The following is a 21,159-nucleotide window of genomic DNA, read 5'->3' on the forward strand; positions in this document are numbered from 1 at the left end:
GCTAATAAGCATTTAATCCGCTTTGCCAGGGAATTGAATTAAGGAATCGAGATGAACCAGCCTGCTCCGTTAATCACCGCCGCCGACAAAGCCATCGAAAAAATTCAGAGTGCTCATTCTGAGTCGCTGGCCCTGTGGCCCGTGGAGCGCTTGCCAGAGCTGCGGCAGGTGCTTGGTTGCAGTGACTTTATTACCGCATCGCTCGTACGGGATGGCCAGTTGCTGCCCTGGCTGGCAGATCATGTTGATGATACAGAGCATGCCAGCCAGTATCGCCAGCTTCTGGCTGACAAGCTGGCTTCAGCGACCGATGAGAACAGCCTGATGCGTTTGCTGCGTGCCTTTCGCCGCCAGGAGATGGTATGGATTGCCTGGCGAGATTTTACCGGCAAGGCATCTCTGACCCAAAGCCTTGATCATCTGTCGCAGCTGGCTGAAGCCCTGATTATGGAAGCCTATAACTGGTTGTATGCTCAATGCTGCAAGGAGTGGGGCACCCCGATGAATGCTCAGGGAGAGGCGCAGCCAATGCTGATCCTCGGCATGGGCAAGCTCGGTGGTGGCGAGCTGAATTTTTCCTCGGATATTGATCTGATCTTTACCTATCCGGAAAACGGCGAAACCGAAGGCGGGCGACGTAGCCTGGCCAATGCCCAGTTTTTTACCCGTTTGGGACAGCGATTGATCAAGGCGCTGGATCAGCAGACATTTGACGGTTTTTGCTACCGGGTCGATATGCGGTTGCGTCCGTTTGGTGACAGTGGCCCGCTAGTGATGAGCTATGCGGCCCTCGAAGATTATTACCAGGAGCAAGGGCGGGACTGGGAGCGTTATGCGATGATCAAAGCGCGGGTGATGGGACGAGAAAGCTTCAGCCAGTATCAGGAACTGCGCCAGATGTTACGGCCTTTCGTGTTCCGTCGCTATATCGACTTCAGTGCTATCCAATCATTACGGCGTATGAAATCGATGATCAGCAGCGAGGTCCGCCGCCGTGGCCTGAGCAACAATATTAAGCTGGGGGCGGGCGGGATCCGTGAAGTTGAGTTTATTGCCCAGTCGTTTCAGTTGATCCGCGGCGGACGCGAGCCCAGCCTGCGCCATCGCGGGCTGCTTGAAACTCTTGCGGCAATGAAGCAGCTGGCCTTGTTGCCGCAAGAGCAGGTTGCCGACCTTGAACAGGGATACTGCTTCTTGCGCCGGCTGGAAAACTTGCTGCAGGCGATCGACGACAAGCAAACTCAGACCTTGCCGGACAAAGTGCTGGACCGGCACCGTCTGGCCTTTGCGATGGGGTATGATGACTGGGACGCGCTGCAGGCGGCAGTCGACAGTCATATGGGCGCGATTCACCAGGTCTTCGAGAACATTATCGGGTCCGAGGAAGAAGAGGTCCACTCTGCTGCCGATGCCCAATACCATGAAATGTGGGCCATGGTGAAAAATGAGGAGGTCGTGCTCAGCATTCTTGACGAGCTGGCGGCCTCTGACGGCGCCAGTCAGGCCAGTACGCTATTGGGAATGAAAGCTGAATTGTCCAAGCGTACCCTGGGCCCTCGCGGCCGGGAGGTACTGGCAAAACTGATGCCGGAGGTCTTGGCGCGCATTGTGCCTCGCCCGGATGCTGCGCAGGTTCTGTCCCGGGTGACCAAACTGATTGTCCGGGTGGCAACCCGGACGACGTATCTTGAGTTATTGAGCGAGCACCCGGCCGCACTGGATCAGCTGGTCCGCCTGTGTGCGGCCAGCCCTATGGTCGCCGAGCAGCTGACGCAATATCCTATTTTGCTCGACGAGCTGCTGGATCCCCAGCACCTCTATAATCCGACACCGCTGGATCAGTATCAGTATGAGCTATACGAGTACCTGGCCCGGATCCCGGAAGAGGATATGGAACAGCAGATGGAGGCTATTCGCCAGTTTAAGCAGGCGCAGTTGTTGCGGATTGCCGCCGCCGATATAGCCGGCGCACTGCCGCTGATGAAAGTCAGCGATCACCTCACTTACCTGGCCGAGGCGATTATCGGGGCGGTGGTCAACCAGGCCTGGCTTCAGATGGTCGAGAAGTATGGTGAGCCTTCCCACCTGCAGGAGCGTGACGGCAAGGGCTTTGGCGTGTTGGGATACGGCAAGGTCGGCGGCTGGGAGCTGGGATATGGCTCTGATCTGGATCTGGTGTTTCTCCATGACTGTCCGGCCAATGTCTATACCACCGGCAAGAAGGAAATTGACGGCCGCCAGTTCTACCTCAGGCTGGCACAGCGGATCGTCCACCTGTTCTCAACCCGAACCTCGTCCGGTGTGCTGTACGAGGTCGATGTACGTCTGCGCCCGTCCGGTGCATCCGGGCTGCTGGTCAGCACCATGGAGGCTTTTGCCGAATATCAGCAGCAGGAAGCCTGGACCTGGGAGCATCAGGCACTGGTGAGGGCGCGTATGGTGTATGGTGACAGCCCGCTGCAGCAGGCTTTTGCCAAGGTACGGCAGGCTATTTTGATGCAACCTCGCGAAACGGCGGCCTTACAGCAGCAAGTGGTGGAGATGCGCCATAAAATGCGTGAGCATCTTGGCAGCAAGAAAGCCGGGATGTTTGGCCTCAAGCAAGATGAAGGCGGGATCACGGATATTGAATTTATTGCCCAGTATCTGGTCTTACAGCATGCCAGCGGCGAGCGGGCCCTGACCCGCTGGTCTGATAACGTTCGTATTTTCGACACGATGGCCGAGTGCGAGATCCTCAGTATTCAGGATGTACAGGCGCTTAAGCTGGCCTATTGCCATATGCGTGATGAAATTCACCGTCTCAATTTGTTGGGCCTGTCGGCGTATGTGCCTGAAGATCAATTTGTTGCCGAGCGAGAGGTGGTACAGCAGGTTTGGCAACAGTGCCTTCAACAGTAAAGACGATGAAAGGTAAACAGCCCCGAGGCTTTGTGATAGTATTTCTCGGTTTTTTCTTCTCAGTTTTTCTACCCCGGAGATAATAATGAAACTGACTCTTCCTGATTATGATCAAGCAGGTGTTTTGGTTGTTGGTGATGTCATGCTAGACCGTTATTGGTATGGACCAACCGGGCGTATCTCGCCTGAAGCGCCTGTGCCTGTTGTTAAGGTCGATCAGATCGAAGAGCGCCCGGGCGGCGCGGCTAACGTGGCAATGAATATTGCAGCGCTGGGAGGTCATGCTCGCCTGGTTGGCCTGACGGGGATAGATGAGCCGGCGAAAGCGCTGAACGAAAAACTGTCGTCGTTGGATGTTCGCTGTGATTTTGTCTCACTGCCGGATTACCCGACTATTACCAAGCTCCGGGTAATGAGCCGTGGTCAGCAGCTGATCCGCCTCGACTTTGAAGAAGGGTTCCATGATGTTGCGGCTGATATGATCCTGCCGCGCCTGGAGCAGTCGCTGCCGAATGTCAAAGCGATGATCCTGTCTGACTATGCCAAAGGCGCACTGGAGCATGTCCAGGCAATGGTTCAAATGGCCCGCAAGGCTGGTGTGCCTGTGATGGTCGATCCGAAAGGGACTGATTTTGAGCGCTACCGTGGTGCTACCTTGCTGACACCGAATCTTTCAGAATTTGAAGCTGTCGTAGGCAAGGTCAATACTGACGATGAGCTGGTTGAAAGAGGCTTTGGCCTGATTGAGCGATTTGAGCTTGAGGCGTTGCTGGTCACGCGCAGCGAGCACGGTATGACGTTGCTGCAAAAAGGTCAGGAACCGCTGCATATGCCGACGTTGGCGCAGGAAGTCTATGACGTTACCGGTGCCGGTGATACGGTGATCTCGGTATTGGCCGCATCGCTGGCAGCGGGCAAATCACTGTCGGATGCCTGTAAGCTGGCCAATGCTGCAGCTGGTGTTGTGGTTGCCAAGCTAGGTACCTCGACGCTGTCGACCATTGAACTGACCGAGGCTATTCATGGTAGCCAGGACAGTGGTTTTGGTGTGATTGCTGAAGCCCAGCTTAAGCAGGCTGTTAAAGCGGCAAGAGCACGTGGCGAGAAGGTCGTCATGACCAATGGTTGTTTTGATATTCTGCATGCCGGCCATGTTGCCTATCTGAATGAAGCAGCAAAACTGGGCGATCGCCTGATTGTTGCGGTTAACTCGGATAGCTCGGTACAGACTCTGAAAGGGCCGGGACGACCGGTTAATCCTGAAGACCGCCGTATGGCTGTATTGGCCGGGCTTGGTGCTGTTGACTGGGTGGTACCGTTTAGCGAAGAAACGCCGCAGCGTCTGATCAGTGAAATCCTGCCAAGCCTTTTGGTTAAAGGTGGTGACTACAAGCCGGAAGAGATTGCTGGTGGTAAGGAAGTGGTTGCCGCTGGTGGCGAGGTAAGGGTACTGAATTTTGAAGATGGCTGTTCAACGACAGAAATCATCGAAGCTATCCGTGGTGGTCGCGGGTAATAGAACTGTCGCCGTTACATTGCTCGAACTTAGCAAAGTACAGCATCTTTTAGATAACAAAAAGCGCCATCCGAGGATGGCGCTTTTTTAATGGGGTTGATACCTATGATGTAGCCGGTTATTTGGCTGCCATCAGGCCGGTATTAACGTCCACAACGTCTTGCTCGTTGAGGGAGCCGACAGCCTGTTTCAGCCTTAGCTGATTGATGATGTAGTCATAGCGAGCGTTGGCTAGCTGACGGTTGGCATCGTACAGACGGCGGGTTGCATCCAGCACGTCAACAATAGTACGGGTACCGACATCAAAACCGGCTTCGGTCGCTTCAAGTGCAGACTTGGCAGAAATTACTGACTGCTGGTAAGCACGAAGGGCACCGATAGAAGCGTTGATGTTGTTGTAGAAGGCGCGGACATCCTTGACGACGCTACGGTAGTCTTCCTCTAGCTTTTCGCTGGAAGAGACATAGGAGAATTGCGCCTGCTTGACTTCAGAGGTCACGCGGCCACCGGTGTAGAGTGGCAGGTTTAGGTTGATACCTGCATTTAGCGTACCGTCATCGGTTGCTGGGTTCTTGTCGTCGTAGCTGTAGTCGGTAGTGAATGACAGAGTTGGCAAATGGCCGGACTCAGCAAGTGCAATCTGATCGCGGGCGATGTCTTGTGCAATACGTGAGGTCAGTAAGCTGAGGTTTTCGGTTTCGGCATCTTTAATTAGTTCCAGAACCTTGCCTTGCGGACGGCTGGCTGAGAAGCGGCCGGTATCAAGGATACTCAGGTCGGTATGCTCCTGGCCAGTGATCTCGCGCAACCCTTCATAGCTGTTGGTCAGCTCATTTTCATTCAGGATCTCATCGGCCAGTACGCTATCGTACTGAGCCTGGGCATCATGCACATCGGTGATTGCCGACAAACCAACTTCGAAGCGCTGTTTGGTTTGCTCAAGCTGACGACCGACCGCGGCTTTTTCGGCACGGACAAACTCAAGGTCATCCATGGCACGCAATACAGCAAAGTAAGCTTCGGAAACACGTAGGATCAGCCCTTGCTGAGAGCTCGCGTAGGCGGCATCTCTCTGACGAGCCTCTTTCTCAGTGATGTCGAGGCTTACCCAACTGGAGCGATTATACAGTGATTGGCTTAGACTCAGCTTGCCACTAAGGCCGTCGGCATCACCGTCCATGCGTGATATGCCATAACCCGCATCTAGATCAATTTGCGGCAACAGTGCACTGCGTGATGAATTAATCTTTTCAAATGCTGCGTCTTTATCGGCTGCAGCACGAAGCAGCTGAGGATCATTTTGTTTGGCTTGTTGGTAGATATCGGCTAAATCATCAGCCAGTGCTGCCTGGCTGAAACCGCCAAGCGCAACGCTAATAATAAGCGGAAGCAATTTTTTCATGGATGCCTTTCCTGGTCCTGACAAAAAAAAAGAGATCAAAGCAATCAGTCTATCCGAAGAAACCTTGCCTGAAACTGATCGTTGTTCATTTTTACTTAGTTTTACGCTGTTTACTTAATCATATGTGATTGTAATCTATCCAACTACAAAATTGGACTTAAATAAAATCATAATATTTGTCATAAATGTTGAATTAAATCATTGCTGCCAGCCATTTTGAATGAAAAGATATAGAGCAAAGGGAGATAACATAATGAGTAACGAGTTGCCTTCAGGCTCTGCGCCGGATGTTTATAGCAAAGATGATGTTGAAGTTTTGTCGACGGAGACGCTGTATCAGGGATATTTCAGCATGGTGAAATATCGTTTTCGCCATAAACTTTTTGCCGGAGGCTGGAGCGAGCCGCTTGAACGGGAGTTGTTCGAGCGTGGTCATGCCGCTGCTTTGTTACCTTATGATCCAGTTGAAGATAATGTGGTGTTGGTCGAACAGTTTCGAGTCGGCGCTATGGCGGCAGATTGCTCGCCCTGGCAGCTGGAAATTGTGGCCGGCATTATCGAGCCGAGCGAGACCGCCGAGAATGTGGTGAGTCGCGAGGCCGTAGAGGAAGCTGGCGTGACAGTGACCCAGCTGGAAAAAATTACCCGCTATCTGTCGAGCTCCGGTGGTTGTTCCGAAATGCTTGATGTCTTTGTCGGCCGTGTCGATAGCACCAAGGCCCAGGGGATTCATGGCCTGGCCCATGAAGGCGAAGACATTCGGGTGCATGTGGTATCTCGACAGGAAGCATACCAGTGGATTGAATCTGGTAAAATTGAGAATGCAGCCTCAATCATTGCGCTACAATGGTTGCAGCTAAACTATTTAAGATTACAGGCTCAGGCTCAATAACCAGTCCATTGGTTTAAGGACACCGATTGAATAAAAGATATACCGTTGATTTTGCAGGCATCATGCGTTTGTATGAAACTAACTATGCGAAGTTGCTCCCATTACTGCCAAAAACAGACACGGTGGGAGACGAGTGCGTATATAAGGTTTTCGAGCACGAGTACCAGTTGCGAATCACGGAGTCGACCCGCTACACCACAGTGATCGAGCTGTGGCAGCGTGCTGACGGGGAGCTTCCGGATTATTTGATCCCCCGACTGACTGTGCGGTTATACCACGATGCCAGAGTGGCAGAAGTGTGTACCGCTCAGCAGATTTCTCGGCTTAAGCCGAGGTATGATTACCCAAATTTGCGGATGCACCAGAAAGATGAAAAGCATCAAGTGAACCGCTTTTTGGGTGACTGGCTGGCCTATTGCCTGAAAAATGGGATCAGCAAACAATCGGTTTGTTAACAGTATTAGATAAACAAGGTTTTTGACGTTTTGCAGATGTATTCTCTGCCTCAGACGAACCCAGACAGTGTGGTTCTCCTCCAAATTACCGATACCCATCTATTTGCCAATGAGGCAGGTAGCCTGCTGGGTGTCGCGACCAAAGACAGCTTTCATGCCGTAATGGATGCTGTTGATGCGGCTGCGCGTCCGTTTGATGCTGTGGTTGCAACCGGTGATATCTCTCAGGACCATAGCGAACGGTCTTATCAGCGTTTCAGCGACGGTATCTCGCGCTGGTCGCAGCCCTGTTTCTGGCTGCCGGGCAATCATGACTATCAGCCGAGCATGTCCTCGGTGTTGCCGTCTCCGCAAATCAAGCCTTGCCAGCAGGTACTGGCTGGCGAGCACTGGCAGGTGATCCTGCTAGACAGCCAGGTTCAGGGTGTCCCGCACGGGGAGCTGAGCGATGCGCAGCTAGCGATGCTGGATGAGGCGCTGGCATCCCAGCCTCAGCGTCATGCACTGGTATTGTTGCATCATCATCCGCTGGAGGCTGGCAGTGCCTGGCTGGATCAGCATAAATTGCATAATGCCGATGCATTCTGGCTGGTTGTGGACAAATACCCACAGCAGGTAAAGGCTGTATTGTGCGGTCATATTCATCAGGAGCTGGATCGCCTCTACCACGGGGTACGGGTACTGGCGACACCGTCGACCTGTATTCAGTTTCAGCCTGATTCTAACGACTTTGCGCTGGACAAGCTTAATCCGGGCTGGCGTTACCTTGAGCTCATGGCCGATGGCCGGGTGGTAACCTCGGTTTCCCGGTTGCAGGGAGAGTGTTTTGCACCCCAGTTCGATGCAGGCGGCTACTAGATGAAACCGCTATTGCTTTATATCCATGGCTTTAATAGCTCTCCGAAATCACTGAAAGCGACGGAGATGGCGGAGTATTGTCGTCAGCACCGTCCGGATATTCGCGTAGAGATCCCGCAAATGCCGTGCTATCCGGCCGAGGCAGCAACTTTTATTGATGATCTTGTTTGCTCGCTGCGGCAGGATCACCAGATTGGGTTAGTCGGCAGCTCGCTGGGGGGCTACATTTCAACCTGGCTCAATCATCGCTACCAACTCCCGGCCGTAGTCGTTAATCCTGCCGTCAAGCCGTATGAGTTATTGGTAGATTACCTGGGGGAACAGGAAAATCCCTATACTGGCGAGCGTTACCTGCTTGAGGCCAGGCATATGGAAGAGCTAAAGCAGATGGATGTGCCGGAAATAGCGACACCAGAGCTGTTTTGGCTGATGCAGCAAGAAGGTGATGAAGTTCTCGATTACCGTCAGGCCGTGGCTAAATATGCCGCCTGTAAGCAAACCGTGGAGCCCGAAGGCGATCACAGTTTTATCGGTTTTGACCGTTTCCCCGCTGAAATCATTAAGTTTTTAGGGCTCTAAACCGTTGCCAGGCGGGCAACCGTCGAGTGACGGGTGATGGAGCCGGACTCACAATTGTGGGCATTATCCTCGACCTCAGCTTGACAACCGGGCTGGGGTTACTGACTATTGTGGCAAAAATTTTCTCGTAAACTTCCGTAATATGACAGATCAAAGCTATAACGCTGGAGCCATTGAGGTTCTCAATGGCCTTGAGCCAGTACGCCGCCGTCCCGGCATGTACACCGATACGGTCAGGCCTAACCACCTCGGCCAAGAGGTTATCGATAACAGTGTCGATGAAGCATTGGCCGGCCATGCCCGCAAAGTTGAAGTCATCCTCCATGCGGATCAGTCCCTAGAGGTCATTGATGACGGCCGTGGTATGCCGGTGGACATTCACCCGGAAGAAGGGGTATCAGGCGTTGAGCTGATCCTCTGTAAGCTGCATGCCGGTGGTAAGTTCTCCGGCAAGAACTACCAGTTCTCCGGTGGTTTGCACGGGGTTGGTATTTCGGTGGTGAATGCCCTGTCGACACGTGTCGAAGTAACCGTGAAGCGTGATGGTCAGATGTACCAAATTGCGTTCGAAAACGGCGACAAGGTATCCGAGCTAGAGGTGATAGGTACTTGCGGCCGTCGTGCCAAGGGAACACGGGTACATTTCTGGCCGAACGCGACATATTTTGATAGCCCGAAATTCTCGGTATCCCGCTTAAAAAGCAATTTAAAAGCCAAAGCGGTCTTATGCCCGGGGCTTGAGATCGTCTTTACGGATAAGAACACCGATGAAACCCTGCGCTGGTGCTATGAAGATGGCTTGAAGGACTATCTTGCCGAAGGCGTTAAGGGCTACACCTTACTTCCGGAAGAGCCGTTTACCGGAGTGTTTAGCGGCCAGACTGAAGCGGCTGACTGGGCATTGCTGTGGCTGCCGGAAGGCGGCGAGCTGATCACCGAAAGTTACGTTAACCTGATCCCGACAGCGCAGGGTGGTACCCATGTCAACGGCCTGCGCCAAGGCCTGCTGGATGCGATGCGAGAATTCTGTGAGTTCCGTAATATGCTGCCACGCGGTGTCAAGCTGACGGCAGATGATATCTGGGAGCGTTGTGCCTACGTACTGTCAGTGAAAATGCAGGATCCGCAGTTTGCCGGCCAGACCAAAGAGCGTCTGTCCTCGCGTCAGTGCGCGGCGTTTGTTTCCGGGGTGGTGAAAGATGCCTTCAGCCTGTGGCTGAACGAGCGTCCTCAGCTGGCCGAACAGCTGGCTGAGGTGTGTATTGCTAACGCCCATCGCCGTATGCGTGCCAGCAAGAAAGTGGTTCGTAAGAAAATTGCTTCCGGACCTGCCTTACCGGGCAAGTTGGCAGACTGTTCGCAGCAGGATCTAAACCGTACTGAACTGTTTTTGGTGGAAGGGGATTCGGCGGGTGGATCGGCCAAGCAGGCTCGTGACCGGATGTTCCAGGCTATCATGCCGTTGCGTGGTAAGATCCTGAATACCTGGGAAGTCTCGGCCGATCAGGTACTGGCCTCACAAGAGGTCCATGATATTTCTGTCGCGCTGGGTATTGACCCTGACAGTGATGATCTGAGCGGACTGCGCTACGGTAAAATCTGCGTCCTCGCGGATGCGGACTCCGATGGTTTGCACATTGCAACTCTGCTGTGTGCGCTGTTTATGAAGCACTTCGAGGCACTGGTGCGTGCAGGCCATGTCTATATTGCCATGCCGCCGCTATACCGGATTGACCTGGCCAAGGAAGTTTACTACGCACTGGATGAGGCCGAAAAAGATGGCATTATCGAGCGCCTGAGCAGCAAACGAGGCAAGATCAATGTCCAGCGATTTAAAGGTCTGGGTGAGATGAACCCGCTTCAGCTGCGTGAAACCACCATGGATCCGAATACCCGCCGTCTGGTTCAGCTAACCATTGATGATGATCAGCAGACCAATGAAATGATGGACATGCTGCTGGGCAAGAAGCGGGCGGAAGACCGTCGTTACTGGCTGCAGGATAAAGGTGATATGGCTGAGGTGTAAGCCTCGTTATCTAGGCCATAAAGCCTCGACCTTCTCAAAATATGATGGCTATTGCCTGCTGATGGCGGGCGGTAGCAAAGAATGATTGAACGGAATACCCAACGATGACTGATGTCTCAATGGACGGCGTTGAACAGCTCCCGCTGAGGAAGTTTACCGAAGACGCTTATCTCAATTACTCCATGTACGTAATCATGGATCGTGCCCTGCCGTTTATTGGTGATGGCCTGAAACCTGTACAGCGCCGTATTATCTACGCAATGTCAGAACTTGGCCTGTCAGCGACGGCTAAATACAAGAAGTCGGCCCGTACTGTCGGTGACGTACTGGGTAAGTATCATCCTCATGGTGATTCCGCCTGTTACGAAGCCATGGTACTGATGGCGCAGCCGTTCTCCTACCGTTACCCGCTGGTGGACGGGCAGGGGAACTGGGGTGCACCGGATGATCCGAAATCGTTCGCGGCAATGCGTTATACCGAATCGCGCCTGTCACGTTTCTCCGAGGTTTTACTCGGTGAACTGGGACAGGGCACGGCCGACTGGGTACCTAACTTCGACGGTACAATGAAAGAGCCGAAGATGTTGCCGGCCCGCTTGCCGCATATCCTGTTGAACGGGGTAACCGGTATCGCCGTTGGTATGGCGACGGATATCCCGCCGCACAATGCCCGTGAGGTGGCCAATGCGGCTGTGCATCTGATCGAGAACCCAAAAGCCGATCTGGATGAGCTGATGACGATTGTCCAGGGGCCGGACTATCCGACAGAAGCAGAGATCATTACGCCTAAGAGTGATCTGAAGAAAGTTTATCGTACCGGTCGCGGCAGCATTAAGATGCGTGCCGTCTGGCACAAGGAAAACGGTGATATCGTGATCACGGCGTTGCCGCATCAGGTTTCCGGCTCGAAGCTGCTTGAGCAGATTGCCGCACAAATGCGGGCCAAGAAGCTGCCGATGGTCGATGATCTGCGTGATGAGTCCGATCACGAGAACCCGACCCGTATCGTGATTGTTCCGCGTTCAAACCGTATTGACTGCGAACAGCTGATGAATCACCTGTTTGCTTCTACGGATCTGGAGAAGAGCTTCAGGGTTAACCTCAATATGCTGGGCCTTGATGGGCGCCCGCAGGTGAAGGGGCTGGTTCAGATTGTTACCGAGTGGCTAGCGTTCCGTCGTGACACGGTTCGCCGTCGCCTCCAGTTCCGTTTGGATAAAGTGATTGCCCGCCTGCATATCCTCGAAGGTTTGCTGGCTGCGTACCTGAACATTGACGAGGTGATTGAGATCATCCGTACCGAGGATGATCCGAAAGCCGAGCTGATGTCGCGCTTTGACTTAAGTGTAACCCAGGCTGATGCGATTCTGGAAATCAAGCTGCGCCAGTTGGCGAAGCTGGAAGAAATCAAGATCCGCGGCGAGCAGGACGAGCTATCGAAAGAGCGTGAGAAGCTTGAAAAGCTGCTGGGATCAGAGCGTCGTCTCAATACCCTGATTAAGAAAGAGCTGCTGGCCGATGCCGAGAAATACGGCGATGATCGTCGCTCGCCGCTGGTTGAACGTGCCGAGGCCAAGGCGCTGACCGAGCGCGATCTTGTGCCAAGCGAAGCCATCACGGTGGTACTGTCGGAGAAAGGCTGGATCCGTCATGCCAAGGGCCATGAGGTGGATCCGACCTCGCTGAGCTATAAATCCGGTGACGGCTATCTGGCCCATGCCCGTGGCAAGAGTAACCTGCCGGCGATTTTCCTCGGCACGGATGGTCGCAGCTATGCGCTGGAGTCCCATAGCCTGCCATCGGCGCGAAGCCAGGGCGAGCCGATTACTGGTCGTCTTAACCTGACGCCGGGCTCGAGTATGCGCCAGGTGATGATGGCGGACGATGATCAGCTATGGCTGATGGGATCGGACGCCGGTTACGGCTTTATCTGCAAGACAACCGATATGGTATCGAAGAACAAGAGTGGCAAGGCGCTGCTGACGGTTCCCGAGAATGCCGAGGTGATGGCCCCTCAGCCGATTAATGATATTGACAGTGACGAAATCCTGGCCATTACCAATGAAGGACGGATGCTGCTGTTCCCGATCAAAGATTTGCCGCAGTTAGGTAAAGGCAAAGGGAACAAGATCATCAATATTCCGGCGGCTCGCTCCAAGGCCCGGGAAGAGTTTCTTTCCCAGCTTATTGTTCTGCCAGCGAGCGGACATGTCACGATTTATGCGGGTAAGCGTAAGCTTGGGCTGAAGCCGTCGGATCTCGAAAACTTCCGCGGTGAGCGTGGTCGACGGGGCTCGTTGCTTCCACGGGGACTACAACGTGTGACCCGGATGGAAGTCGAACACCCTGACGTGCCGGCTGACGAATAACAGCCACCGTTGTCATCGATACCAAAAGCCCTCAAAATTGAGGGCTTTTTTCATAATATTGAAGCCATAGACAATAATTTGTGTACTTAGAGGGTGTAATTTCCCGTTGCCTGAGTATACTAGCGAACGCTTGTACGCTGAGGAGAGTTCCATGATATTTTTATTGCGCATGGTCGCTGTCGCAATTTTTGCAGTTGTCATGTTTGTATTTGGCTGTGGCTACTGTTTGCTGAGCCCGCGCAACCCGAAAAATGTTCATAATGTGGGTCGCCATTTTTGTAAAATGGCCCGGATCTTTGGGATTAAACTGGAACTCCGCTATGCCGAAGGGGCCGACGATGTCGGTGCCAGCATTTATATTGCCAACCACCAGAACAACTATGACTTGTTCACGGTATCTGGTGCCATTATGCCCCGTACCGTTACCGTCGGTAAGAAAAGTCTTGTCTGGATGCCGTTATTTGGCCAGCTGTACTGGCTGACGGGCAATATCCTGATTGACCGTGCGAACCGCAGTCGGGCTGCCGGGACAATCAGCCAGATTGTCGAGAAAATTAAGCAGCTTCAGGTATCGGTATGGATGTTCCCGGAAGGAACCCGTTCACGTGGCCGTGGCCTGCTGCCGTTCAAGACCGGTGCGTTTCATGCCGCAATTGGTGCCGGCGTACCTGTTGTGCCTATTGTCTGCAGCTCAACTGAACATGTAAACATGAATCGCTGGGATAACGGCGTGGTGATTGTTGAGGTAATGCCGCCAGTCGTGACTGAAGGGTATACCAAAGAAGATGTTCGCCAGTTATCTAACCAGTGTCGTACAATCATGGAAAATAAACTGGCTGAGCTCAATGCCGAAGCCGTTCAGCGTTCTGCAAAATAGAAATGGCATAATATAGCCTCTATAGTACAGAACTGGATAATACTAAGGACATGCCTGGCGTGTCCTTTTTGCTTTTATAGATACAGATATAGATATAGATATCATGATCGAAGAACAGGTTGTTTTAGTTGATCCTCAAGGCCGGGAGCTGGGACTACAGGAAAAAATGCAGGCCCACCGGGACGGGGCACTTCACCTGGCCTTTTCCGTGTTGCTGTACCGGGAAACCAATAATGGCAGGGAGTTTCTGATGCAGCAGCGGGCGCTGGGCAAGTACCACAGTGGCGGTTTGTGGACCAATACCTGTTGTTCCCACCCGCGTCAGGGGGAATCGATGGAGCAGGCCGGTATACGCCGCCTTGGCGAAGAGATGGGAATTTCCGGCGTAAGCCAGCTTGAAGATATTGCGACGTTTCTCTATCGTGCCGAGCTGGATAACCAGCTGGTTGAGCACGAGCTGGACCATATTCTGGTGGCTTGTGTCTCCGAGTTGGGGATTGAGCCAAATAGCAGCGAGGTGATGGGTTACCGTTGGTGGCCGCAGGCCGAGCTGGAACAGGCGGTTGATTCTGAACCTGAGCAGTTTACGGCCTGGTTCCCGCAGGTTTTGGCGCGGACACTGGTTCGCTGAGGGTTTCCTCAGCAAGCGCATTTCTTCTGCCGGTGTAACGGGTATAAAAAAAGCTGTCGTCAGACAGCTTTTTTGCATCAATGTCTTTTAGTCGCCAACGCTGTTACTTACGTACCGCGATGGCTTCGATTTCAATTTTCACATCTTTTGGCAGACGTGCTACTTCAACACATGAACGCGCAGGATAAGGGGCGTTGTGTTCGTCAAAGAACTTGCCATACACTTCATTGACGGTGGCGAAATCATTCAAATCTTTTACAAAAACCGTCATCTTGACAATATCCGCAACTTTCAGGCCGGAAGATTCAACAACAGCTTTGACATTGTCTAGTGACTGACGTGCCTGCTCGGCAATATCCTCAGACACTTCGCCTGTAACCGGGTTTACAGGGATCTGACCAGAAGTCAGAATCATGTTGCCTAGGTCAACACCTTGTACATAAGGGCCGATAGCTGCTGGAGCCTGATCTGTGTGTAGTACTTGAGTCATTGATTGTCCTTACTAAGTCATTCAGAACCTATGTTTAGGGCACTAGTTTGCAGCCCAAAACAATTTAGGTCAAAGTATTTCCTGTTACTTGTAGCACGTAAGTAAGGTTAAGCCGGGATCCCTAATCGTGCTTTTACCACACGCTCGCATTGTTCAATGCGGTTAATGTCCTTCGGCGCAACCATTACCGTATCATTTCCACCCACGGTTCCCAGGATCTCGGCATGAGGCTGGATATCAATCAGGCGGGCAACAAGCTGCGCGCCGCCGGGATGGGTCTTGACCACGACCACGAGTTGGTTGTGGGTAATGAATTCGATCTGCGAGGAAATGGATGAACCAACCTGGACCGGCTCATTTTCAACCGTTAGGCAATAGACCTTTTTGCCGTAGGCATTGGGTACCTTGGCAACGCCGAGTCGTGAGAGCAGACGGGAAACCGTCGACTGACTGACATCATCATATCCCATATCAATCAAACGCTGGCGGATATCGTCCTGGGTCGAAAAGCTTTGCTGCTGGAGCAGACGTTTGCAGGCTGTAGTGATGTTCTCATCAGATGAAAGTGCATCAATCGCGCCGTGTACATCGGATACATTCACGGGCAACTCCTTTGTTATTCTATAGGGTATTAAGATCGTATCTCTCTGTATTGCCCGCCTTGTTCCGACAAGGAAGTGCGTACTTCGGCAGCCATCTGCACGATGGTCTTCGGGGCAGGCATAACGCAAGTTATAATATAGCCATTGCATAATCTTGCATAAGCATCATAACAATAATGTGATTATGTTTTATTGACCCTAATCACCAAAATAAAAAGCCGATTTTTTCTGCTATATGACGAATTTTATTCCGCCACATTCGGCGCCAGTTACGGATTTTGAGGAACTTTTTTCTGTGGCTGTGAGGTTAGCTGGGGGCCGGCTTCCGGATCGCCCCTGAGCCCGGAAAGTGCCTCGGCACTGTTATCCGGGGCCGTCCTTTGGGCCGGCGGCTGGAAGGTCGAGGAAATGGGTGTCCGGTAGGTTTCGAACGGCGACGAGCTCGCTGCAGCCGTATTGATTTCGCTATCGACAGGCGTTAACTGCTTGATATCTGTTTCCTGGAGTCCGTCAGGTGTGTCAGTCACGCTGGCAATATCGATAACAGGACGGTTGGGACGATTGAGGTCGGTGACATATTGGGATACCTGAATAGAGGCAAGCGCCGGACTGGCCGAGGCGGTAGCAATCCCCAGCGCATCAAGCCAGTCGAAAATAAGGGTGGCAGGGACAAACTGGCTGTAGCGGACGGCAGGACGCAGGTTCCGCAGATCTTCTGGGTTATGGACGATGGCAACCGTGATCCCGGCAATCTCGCCGTCGGGGTTAAAGACCGGGCCTCCGCTCATTCCCGACATCACAGGAGCATCACTGAGCGAGTAGAGGCAATCGGTATTGGTGTCGATGACATCCTGGAGGTATTTGCCGTCCCCTTTGATACTGTTGCCGACTAGCGAATGTCCGTGGTGGGACACTGGCTGGTCCGGATAGATCAGTCCCCAGGTCGGAATACGGTCTGATGAACGGCGGATCAGGGCGAGATCGCAATAGGGGTGATGAATGACACCGAAGTCCCAGGATAACCGGGCAACATGCTTGGCGGTGATCATATACTCGTCGTTGACCGGAACGGCAGAGCCAAAACCGCCGAGCAGGAGCGGGATCCCAATCATGACCATCTGGTTGGCCTGGCTGCCCGGCGCCTGGCTGATCGGGCCATTGCTCATGATACAGCCTGACATCAAAGCAAGCGCCAGTGCACCTCCACTAAGTCTGGAGAATAGAGAATTGGAATACAGACCAAAATCTACAACACACTTCATGCCGCTACCCTTTGAAAGTCGATGAATCCGGCAGTGGCATCGATAGAGATCGATAAAAGGAGTAGCCCTGTCGGTTTTTAGTTGTGATTTTTCAAAGGTAGAGGCATTAGTGGGGGCCGAACGCTCTAGAAGTGAGAATAAAAAAACCGGCTCAGGGGTGAGCCGGTATTCTTAGTCTTGATGCAGGAAAAGTCGTTTCTGAGGCAGTTAGTTATGCTCGGTAACGATTTCGCGTGAGAAGACTTTCTCACAATATTTACACTTCAGCTGTACATCGTCTTTCTTGGTTAGAACGCTGAAGCTGCTGTCGACTGGCTCGCCATGGGTAATGCAGTTGGTGTTCGGGCATTTGAAAATAGCGTTGATCTGCTCGGGCAGTGACAGAGTCAGTTTCTTAACAACTTCGTAGTTTTCGATTTGGTTGACTGTCGCCTTAGGAGCGTACAGTGCTAACTGGTTGGCCTGATCTTCGCTGATGAACGTGTTTTCAATCTTAATCAGATCCTTGGCGCCCAGTGCCGATGATGGCAGGTTCAGGCCGACGGTAACACGTTGGTTGGTTTTGTGCATCTTGAACAGTTTCAGAACCTTGATCCCTACATTCGCCGGAATGTGGTCGATAACAGAACCGTTCTTAATTGCTTCAACCTGTAGTTGAGTTTCCTTAGTCATAGCTGTCATCTCCTGCTTAAAGTTCTTCGTTTAGTACAAGGGCTAGTAGGGCTTCACGTGCATATACACCATTTTCTGCCTGCTGGAAGTAATAGGCATACTTGGTCTTGTCGACATCGACAGTGATTTCATCGACGCGTGGTAGTGGGTGCAGTACTTTCAGGTTGTCGCGGGCTTCGGCCAGCATGTCTGCCGTCAGGATATAGGCAGCTTTCATGTGGGCATACTCAGACTCGTCAAAGCGCTCTTTCTGAACACGCGTCATGTACAGGACATCCAGCTGAGGGATCACCTCTTCCATGCTGGTATGCAGGCTGTAGTTAATACCGGCGTCGTCCAGCTCCTCGCAGATGTAATCAGGCATCGCCAGGATTTCAGGTGCGATGAAGAAGAAGTTGATGTTGTTGAATTTAGATAGCGCCTGCGTCAGAGAGTGAACGGTTCGGCCGTATTTCAAGTCGCCGACAAACGCTACATTCAGGTTATCCAAATGGCCCTGTGTTTCGAAGATACTGAATAGATCCAGCAGTGTTTGGGTTGGGTGCTGGTTGGCACCGTCACCGCCGTTGACTACCGGTACACCGTTAGAGAATTCAGACGCCAGACGAGCCGCACCTTCCTGAGGGTGGCGCATAACAAATGCGTCGACATATGATGAGATAACCTGTACCGAGTCCGCCAGGGTTTCGCCTTTTTTCGCCAATGACGTGTTGCCGCCATTGTCAAAGCCGATCACTGTGCCTCCCAGGCGTTGAACAGCCGTTTCAAACGACAGGCGAGTACGTGTTGAAGGCTCAAAGAAGCAGCTTGCCACTACCTTGTTCTTAAGTAGTGTCGGATTTGGCTCTGCTTTTAGTTTTCCAGCAGTTTCAACAATAAGTTCAAGTTCACTTCGGTTTAGTTCCGGAATGGAGATGATGTGCTTTTGAAACAACGAGTTCGCCATGGCTTCTCTTCCCTATGATAGATAACTGATGAATATATCTAAACTTTCTCTGGTGCCCTTTCATCCAATGTATTCTTCGAATGAAGCTGCTGCCAGAGATCTGTTTAAATTTGCCTGCTCTCACGCAAAAAACAGACAAAAAAAAGCCCCCTAAATAAAGGAGGCTTTTTTTAAAAAATTGAAAAAACAGAAAAACGAGACCAGTGCCGATTTTCGGCGATAGTGCGTCAAGTTGTGCTTAACTGGCTGGTTCATTTTTCGACTCTGTTCTGACAAATTGCGAAGGATTATACGCCCATTTTTTGTGAGCGCAAGCGTTTGCGTAAAGTATTCATTTTATGGGATTTTATGCAGATATTGCGCTACAGAACCGGTGCGTTAAATTCGGAATAACCCGCTGAAAAGGAAGGGCTTTATGAGGAGGTCTATCAGTAAGGAAATGAAGAAAAATGCAAATGCCGCCCCGAGGGACGGCATTAATTATAAGAGCTTTAAGGTTTTCTACGTCAAATCTTTAAAACTCAAGAGAGTCGATTACTGACCCAGTGTTGCCACCATGATTGCTTTGATAGTGTGCATGCGGTTTTCAGCTTCGTCGAATACGACAGAGTGCTTAGACTCAATCACTTCATCCGTTACTTCAACGCCCTTAGCCAGTACTGGGTATTCTTTCGCTAGCTCTTTACCAACTGTTGTATCTTCGCCATGGAAAGCTGGTAGGCAGTGCATGAATTTCACATGTGGGTTGCCAGTTGCTTTGAGCATCTCCATGTTTACTTGGTAAGGAAGCATTAGGTTGATACGCTCAGCCCATGCTTCTTTCGCTTCACCCATTGACACCCAAACATCTGTGTATAGGAAATCACAACCTTGAACGCCTTCTTGCACGTCTTCAGTCATGGTGATTTTCGCGCCTGTTTCTTCAGCGATTTCTAGACACTGAGCAACTAGCTCTTCTTCAGGCCAGAATGCTTTTGGTGCAACTAGGCGGATGTCCATGCCCATTTTCGCAGCGCCAACCATTAGAGAGTTACCCATGTTGTTTCGAGCATCACCTAAGTAAGCGAAAGTCATTTCGTGTAGCTGCTTGCCACGGCCATGCTCTTGCATAGTCAGGAAGTCAGCCAGGATTTGAGTTGGGTGGAATTCGTCTGTCAGGCCGTTCCATACAGGAACACCAGCGTGAGCGCCTAGTTCTTCAACGATTTCCTGACCGAAACCACGGTATTCGATGCCGTCATACATGCGACCCAGAACACGCGCAGTATCTTTCATAGATTCTTTGTGGCCAATTTGAGAGCCTGATGGGCCCAAGTAAGTCACTTTAGCACCTTGGTCGAATGCTGCTACTTCGAATGCACAGCGAGTACGAGTTGAACTTTTTTCAAAGATCAGTGCGATATTCTTACCGGTTAGGCGTGGCTGCTCGTAACCGTTGTACTTGGCTTTTTTCAGCTCTGCAGATAGCTCTAGCATGTGCTGAATTTCACGAGGAGTGAAGTCTAGTAGTTTAAGGAAGTTACGGTTGCGAAGATTAAAAGCCATGATGTTTTCCTCTTAAGAATCTGTATCTCTCTGGCCAGCTGACACTGCCTTTGGTTATGTTTGGCAGTGTGCCAGCCTGTATTATGTATTGTTTATCGTATTATGATGCTTTTGTGAATAACTATTCTGTTACTCTGCAACAATATTTGTTCCGGCTTCACCTTTCAGGATGCGTAGACCCGCTTCTAGTGAGCCGATACCAACCAATTTGCCGCCTTTATTGATGAACTCGCAAGAGGCATCAATTTTTGGTCCCATAGAGCCTGCGTCAAAGGCGTATTGTGATAGCTCACGTGGTGTCGTGTTGCGCAGGGCTTTCTGGGTTGGTTTGCCCCAGTCAAGGAACACAGCGTCAGCATCAGTCAGGATTAGCAGTGCGTCGGCATTAAGTTGCTTGGCCAGGAACGCAGCTGACATGTCTTTGTCGATTACCGCTTCGACACCAACCAGCTTGCCGTCTTCTTTCTTCACTGGGATACCGCCGCCGCCAGTACAGATCACCAGGTGTTGCTGCTTGATCAGTGCTGCAATCGCTTCGTCTTCGATAATGCCGGTAGGCTGTGGGCTTGGTACAACACGGCGGAAGTACTGGCCGTCCGGCTTCACTGTCCAGTGGTATTTTTCAGCCAGTTCACGCGCTTCAGCTTCTTGGTAAACAGGACCGATAGGTTTTGTTGGGTCTGCAAATGCTGGATCATTCGGATCCACGCTCATTTGCGTAAGCATGCAGGAAACGTGCTGCTCAGGAAGCAGGTTTTTCAGTTCTTGCATTAGGATGTAGCCGATCATGCCTTGGGTTTCTGAACCCAGTACATCCAGTGGGTATGGATTTACTTTCTTGTATTCCAGACCTTGTAGTGCCAGTAGGCCAACTTGCGGGCCGTTTCCGTGTACCAGCACGACGTTATATTCTTCCGCGATTTCCGCGATGGTTTTTGCTGCCGTAGCAATGTTCTGGCGCTGGATATCTGCTTCTAGTGGCTCGCCGCGACGTAGTAGGGCGTTACCACCAAGTGCAACAACAACAGTTTGCTTGGTCATGGGATCGTCTCTCTTGGTTTTGTGCTTTGTTGGCCGGTATTCATTGGTACCGGCCATATTATTTTTGCTTAGCGTTTTCGCTTAGCCCCCGAGCT

18 protein-coding genes are annotated in these 21,159 nt (G+C 51.8%); 10 read left to right on the forward strand and 8 right to left on the reverse strand.

The window, feature by feature from the left end:
* Positions 1 to 51 precede the first annotated feature (51 nt).
* Both glnE and hldE read left to right on the forward strand, forming a co-directional pair.
* Complete coding sequence (glnE, locus tag L4D19_RS20455) at positions 52 to 2,901, forward strand: bifunctional [glutamate--ammonia ligase]-adenylyl-L-tyrosine phosphorylase/[glutamate--ammonia-ligase] adenylyltransferase (protein WP_428454032.1); 2,850 nt, start codon at positions 52 to 54, stop codon at positions 2,899 to 2,901.
* Between the two features lie 85 nt (positions 2,902 to 2,986).
* A complete protein-coding gene (hldE, locus tag L4D19_RS20460) occupies positions 2,987 to 4,417 on the forward strand; it encodes a bifunctional D-glycero-beta-D-manno-heptose-7-phosphate kinase/D-glycero-beta-D-manno-heptose 1-phosphate adenylyltransferase HldE (protein WP_075763565.1) in 1,431 nt (476 codons plus the stop codon).
* A gap of 118 nt (positions 4,418 to 4,535) precedes the next feature.
* On the opposite strand, the gene tolC is transcribed toward hldE, so the two are convergent.
* Complete coding sequence (gene tolC / locus L4D19_RS20465; protein ID WP_428454033.1) at positions 4,536 to 5,819, reverse strand: outer membrane channel protein TolC; 1,284 nt, start codon at positions 5,817 to 5,819, stop codon at positions 4,536 to 4,538.
* Between the two features lie 253 nt (positions 5,820 to 6,072).
* On the opposite strand from tolC, the gene nudF reads away from it, so the two are divergent.
* From nudF to idi, 8 genes are all read left to right on the forward strand, one after another.
* On the forward strand, positions 6,073 to 6,711 hold the full coding sequence (nudF, locus tag L4D19_RS20470; RefSeq protein ID WP_428454034.1) for an ADP-ribose diphosphatase: 639 nt from the start codon (positions 6,073 to 6,075) through the stop codon (positions 6,709 to 6,711).
* 26 nt (positions 6,712 to 6,737) lie between these two features.
* Positions 6,738 to 7,166 carry a DUF1249 family protein gene (locus L4D19_RS20475; protein WP_428454035.1) on the forward strand — a complete coding sequence of 143 codons (429 nt, stop codon included), beginning with the start codon at positions 6,738 to 6,740 and terminating at the stop codon, positions 7,164 to 7,166.
* Positions 7,167 to 7,196: 30 nt separating this feature from the next.
* Complete coding sequence (gene cpdA, locus L4D19_RS20480) at positions 7,197 to 8,024, forward strand: 3',5'-cyclic-AMP phosphodiesterase (RefSeq protein WP_160651982.1); 828 nt, start codon at positions 7,197 to 7,199, stop codon at positions 8,022 to 8,024.
* On the forward strand, positions 8,025 to 8,603 hold the full coding sequence (yqiA, locus tag L4D19_RS20485; protein WP_428454036.1) for an esterase YqiA: 579 nt from the start codon (positions 8,025 to 8,027) through the stop codon (positions 8,601 to 8,603).
* A 142-nt stretch (positions 8,604 to 8,745) separates the two neighbouring features.
* Complete coding sequence (gene parE, locus L4D19_RS20490; RefSeq protein ID WP_160651986.1) at positions 8,746 to 10,629, forward strand: DNA topoisomerase IV subunit B; 1,884 nt, start codon at positions 8,746 to 8,748, stop codon at positions 10,627 to 10,629.
* Positions 10,630 to 10,733: 104 nt separating this feature from the next.
* The gene (gene parC / locus L4D19_RS20495) at positions 10,734 to 12,998 is read left to right on the forward strand and encodes a DNA topoisomerase IV subunit A (RefSeq protein WP_428454037.1); all 2,265 of its coding nucleotides are present in this window, start codon (positions 10,734 to 10,736) and stop codon (positions 12,996 to 12,998) included.
* A 151-nt stretch (positions 12,999 to 13,149) separates the two neighbouring features.
* Complete coding sequence (locus tag L4D19_RS20500; protein WP_075767069.1) at positions 13,150 to 13,875, forward strand: 1-acylglycerol-3-phosphate O-acyltransferase; 726 nt, start codon at positions 13,150 to 13,152, stop codon at positions 13,873 to 13,875.
* A 103-nt stretch (positions 13,876 to 13,978) separates the two neighbouring features.
* Positions 13,979 to 14,506 (forward strand): isopentenyl-diphosphate Delta-isomerase, encoded by a 528-nt coding sequence (idi, locus tag L4D19_RS20505; protein WP_428454038.1) that lies wholly within the window; start codon positions 13,979 to 13,981, stop codon positions 14,504 to 14,506.
* 103 nt (positions 14,507 to 14,609) lie between these two features.
* Here idi and L4D19_RS20510 read toward each other — a convergent pair whose 3' ends face one another.
* The 7 genes from L4D19_RS20510 to arcC form a co-directional block, all read right to left on the reverse strand.
* On the reverse strand, positions 14,610 to 14,996 hold the full coding sequence (locus L4D19_RS20510; protein WP_075767067.1) for a RidA family protein: 387 nt from the start codon (positions 14,994 to 14,996) through the stop codon (positions 14,610 to 14,612).
* 107 nt (positions 14,997 to 15,103) lie between these two features.
* Positions 15,104 to 15,598 (reverse strand): arginine repressor, encoded by a 495-nt coding sequence (locus L4D19_RS20515; protein ID WP_160651994.1) that lies wholly within the window; start codon positions 15,596 to 15,598, stop codon positions 15,104 to 15,106.
* 269 nt (positions 15,599 to 15,867) lie between these two features.
* Positions 15,868 to 16,860 (reverse strand): S1 family peptidase, encoded by a 993-nt coding sequence (locus L4D19_RS20520; protein ID WP_428454039.1) that lies wholly within the window; start codon positions 16,858 to 16,860, stop codon positions 15,868 to 15,870.
* Positions 16,861 to 17,067: 207 nt separating this feature from the next.
* Positions 17,068 to 17,532, reverse strand: a complete 465-nt coding sequence (gene pyrI, locus L4D19_RS20525) for an aspartate carbamoyltransferase regulatory subunit (RefSeq protein ID WP_160652000.1) — start codon at positions 17,530 to 17,532, stop codon at positions 17,068 to 17,070.
* A 16-nt stretch (positions 17,533 to 17,548) separates the two neighbouring features.
* Positions 17,549 to 18,478 carry an aspartate carbamoyltransferase gene (gene pyrB / locus L4D19_RS20530; protein ID WP_428454040.1) on the reverse strand — a complete coding sequence of 310 codons (930 nt, stop codon included), beginning with the start codon at positions 18,476 to 18,478 and terminating at the stop codon, positions 17,549 to 17,551.
* A 534-nt stretch (positions 18,479 to 19,012) separates the two neighbouring features.
* Entirely contained in the window at positions 19,013 to 20,023 is a 1,011-nt protein-coding gene (locus L4D19_RS20535; RefSeq protein ID WP_428454041.1) for an ornithine carbamoyltransferase, read from the reverse strand.
* A 129-nt stretch (positions 20,024 to 20,152) separates the two neighbouring features.
* The gene (gene arcC / locus L4D19_RS20540) at positions 20,153 to 21,064 is read right to left on the reverse strand and encodes a carbamate kinase (RefSeq protein WP_428454042.1); all 912 of its coding nucleotides are present in this window, start codon (positions 21,062 to 21,064) and stop codon (positions 20,153 to 20,155) included.
* Positions 21,065 to 21,159 lie beyond the last annotated feature (95 nt).

This window comes from Photobacterium kasasachensis (assembly GCF_050336885.1).
Taxonomy (GTDB): Bacteria; Pseudomonadota; Gammaproteobacteria; order Enterobacterales; family Vibrionaceae; genus Photobacterium; species Photobacterium kasasachensis.